The following is a 2551-nucleotide window of genomic DNA, read 5'->3' as shown; positions in this document are numbered from 1 at the left end:
ATCCGAGATCATCCGCCACGGCTATGTCCGCCGCGCCTATATCGGCGTGGCCGGCCAGACCGCGCCAATCCCGCGAAGGCATGCGGTGGTCGCCGGCGTCGACAACAAGATGGGCGCGTTGCTGGCGCAGATCGAGCCGGACGGACCGGCGGCGCAGGCAGGCCTTCAGCCGGGCGACGTCGTGATCAAGCTGGATGGCGCCGACATCAACGGGGTCGACGATTTGATCCGCGTGCTCGATCGCGACCGCGTCGGTCGGACGCTTGCCATGGAGGTGCTGCGGATGGGCCGGCTGCGGGCGATCGACATCCATCCGGTCGAACGCAAGCCGACGGCGCGGCAGGGCTCAAGGCCGTAGCCGTTTGTCAACCGCCCTTGACGGCGCCAGCGGTAAGACCTGCGACGATCTGGCGCTGCGCGAACACCGTCAGCAGCAGCACCGGCAGCGTCACGATCAGGGCGGCCGCGGCGAGCGGTCCCCAGCTCAGTTGATCGAACGAAATCATGTTGTAGACGGCGACGGGCAGGGTTCGGGTCTCTCTTCCGGCCAGCACGATGCCGAACACGAAATTATTCCAGGAAAAGATCACCGCCAGAATGAAGGCGACCGCGAGGCCCGGCCGGGCAATGGGCAGCGCGACATGCCAAAACACCTGCCAGCGTGTCGCGCCGTCGATGAAGGCGGCCTCTTCCAGTTCCAGCGGCGTGGTCTCGAAATAGCCGATCATGATCCAGATCACGATCGGCACCGTCACCACCAGATGAATGATGATCTGCGGCCACAGCGTGCCGAGCAATCCCAGCCACTGGAACAGCAGGAACAGCGGAACGAGATACGACAATCCCGGCGTGATCCGCGCGATCAGGATCACGACCGCGGATTTGTGCGCGGACATCCGCGCTATTCCATAGCCTGCGGGAACGCCGACCAGCATCGCGAGCAAGGTCGCGGTACCTGTCACGAGCAGGCTGTTGATGAAATAAGTCACAAAACGGTTCGACGCCAGCACGTCGGCATAGTTCTTCCAGGCAAAATGCTCGGGGAGGAAGACCGGCGGGTAGGCGGCGTTGTCGATCTCGAACTTGATCGAGAGCGAGGCCATCCAGAGAAAGAACAGGATCGCCGGCGATACGACGATGAAGACCGCACACCACAGCCCGATCTTGCCGAGAACTTGCCGCGGGCTCATGCGCCGCCGCCGATCTCGGTCCAGGCCGTGCGCTGGCGCAGATACAATAGCACGGCCGCCAGCATCACGATCAGGATGAAGAAGATGACCGCGATCGCCGAACCGTAGCCAAGGTCGTAATAGATGAAGGCGACGCTGTAGAGATAGAGATTGATCGTCTCCGACGCCGAGCCCGGGCCTCCCTGCGTGATCGCAAAAATGATGTCGAAGCTTTTGACGGCGTCGATGACGCGGATCATCGCGGCGATGAACAGAAACGGCATGATCAGCGGCAGCGTGATGTAGCGGAACACCTGCCAGATCCCGGCGCCGTCGATCTGGGCGCTCTCGTATGGCTCGGTCGGGATCGCGGCAAGGCCGCCCAGCACGATCAGCATCACCAGCGGCGTCCATTGCCAGGTCTCGACCAGCACCAGCGAGGGGATCACGGTCGCCGGATGAAACACCCAAAGCTGTGCCGGCAGCCCGACCAGCGACAACAGATAGTTGAGCACGCCGAGCTGCGGATGAAACATCATGGTCCAGACCAGCGCGATCGCAACCGGCGTCGCCATCATCGGCATGATGAACAAGCCGCGCAGGAAGCCGCGCCCCGGGAATTTGGCGTGGAACACGACGGCGGCGAAGGTCCCGAAAATCAGCGGCAGCAGCACCGACAAGGCGGTGTAGATCACGGTGTGGGCGACCGCTTCAGCGAAGCGGGGATCGCTCGGCAGCCGCAGATAGTTGGCGAGACCGACAAAGGTAGTTGGCGAGCCGACTTTCCATTCGTGCAGGCTCATCCAGATCGTGAACAGCCACGGGAATATGATGATCGCGAGCACCACGACCAGCGCCGGCAACACGAACGGCCAGTACGATGGCGCCCGCAATGGCAGCCCCGGCGCGAGGTGCGCTTCCGCCGCGGCCGAGGTGGCTTGTTGTATCGCCGTCACGCCTTCTCGCTGCGCTCCAGGATCGGCCGATACTGCTCGTGGGCTTTTTTCAGCTCGGTGGCCGGGTCCGCGCCTGAGAGCGTGGCAGTCAGCGCCGCACCGACCAGATCGCGGAATTCGGCAACGGGTATCACGACGGGAAGGCCGAGCTTGCTGATCCTGGCGGAATCGATCACCGACTGCAGCCATTCCGGCGGCATCTTGACGCCCTTGCGCACCTCGGGATCGTTGAGGATCGAATTGCGGAACGGAACGCCGCCGCCGGCCTGCAGCAGCCGCGCGCCCTGCGCCTTCGAGACCGCCCACTGGCACAGCAGATAGGCGGCTTCCTTGTTCTTGCTCGCCTGCGCGATGCCGAGGCCGTCGCCATAGGTCGCGGAATACTGCCCCTTGGGTCCGGCCGGCACCACCGTATAGCCGACCTTG

Annotated in this window: 3 protein-coding genes and 1 pseudogene; 1 reads left to right on the top strand and 3 read right to left on the bottom strand. The window is 63.8% G+C overall.

Annotated elements, in window-relative coordinates:
- The coding region (locus tag WCE35_RS17770; protein ID WP_424594637.1) for a S1C family serine protease at positions 1-358 on the top strand (358 nt) is incomplete at its 5' end.
- Positions 359-365: 7 nt separating this feature from the next.
- On the opposite strand, the gene WCE35_RS17765 is transcribed toward WCE35_RS17770, so the two are convergent.
- The 3 genes and pseudogenes from WCE35_RS17765 to WCE35_RS17755 all read right to left on the bottom strand — a co-directional run.
- The gene (locus tag WCE35_RS17765) at positions 366-1190 is read right to left on the bottom strand and encodes a carbohydrate ABC transporter permease (protein WP_424594636.1); all 825 of its coding nucleotides are present in this window, start codon (positions 1188-1190) and stop codon (positions 366-368) included.
- Positions 1187-2116, bottom strand: coding sequence for a carbohydrate ABC transporter permease (locus WCE35_RS17760; RefSeq protein WP_424594638.1), 930 nt, complete (start codon positions 2114-2116; stop codon positions 1187-1189). Before WCE35_RS17760 ends, WCE35_RS17765 begins: the two co-directional genes overlap by 4 nt.
- A gap of 5 nt (positions 2117-2121) precedes the next feature.
- Positions 2122-2551: pseudogene (locus tag WCE35_RS17755) on the bottom strand (sugar ABC transporter substrate-binding protein); the annotation flags it as partial.

The organism is Bradyrhizobium sp., from assembly GCF_049691595.1.
Classification (GTDB): domain Bacteria; phylum Pseudomonadota; class Alphaproteobacteria; order Rhizobiales; family Xanthobacteraceae; genus Bradyrhizobium.
Note: the sequence above shows the minus strand (reverse complement) of the source record. Positions and strands in the feature narration are given on the sequence as shown.

What these genes read in the sequence shown, in the direction of transcription:
- WCE35_RS17765 (WP_424594636.1), bottom strand. Translation starts at nt 1,190, where the DNA reads ATGAGCCCGCGGCAAGTTCTCGGCAAGATCGGGCTGTGGTGTGCGGTC.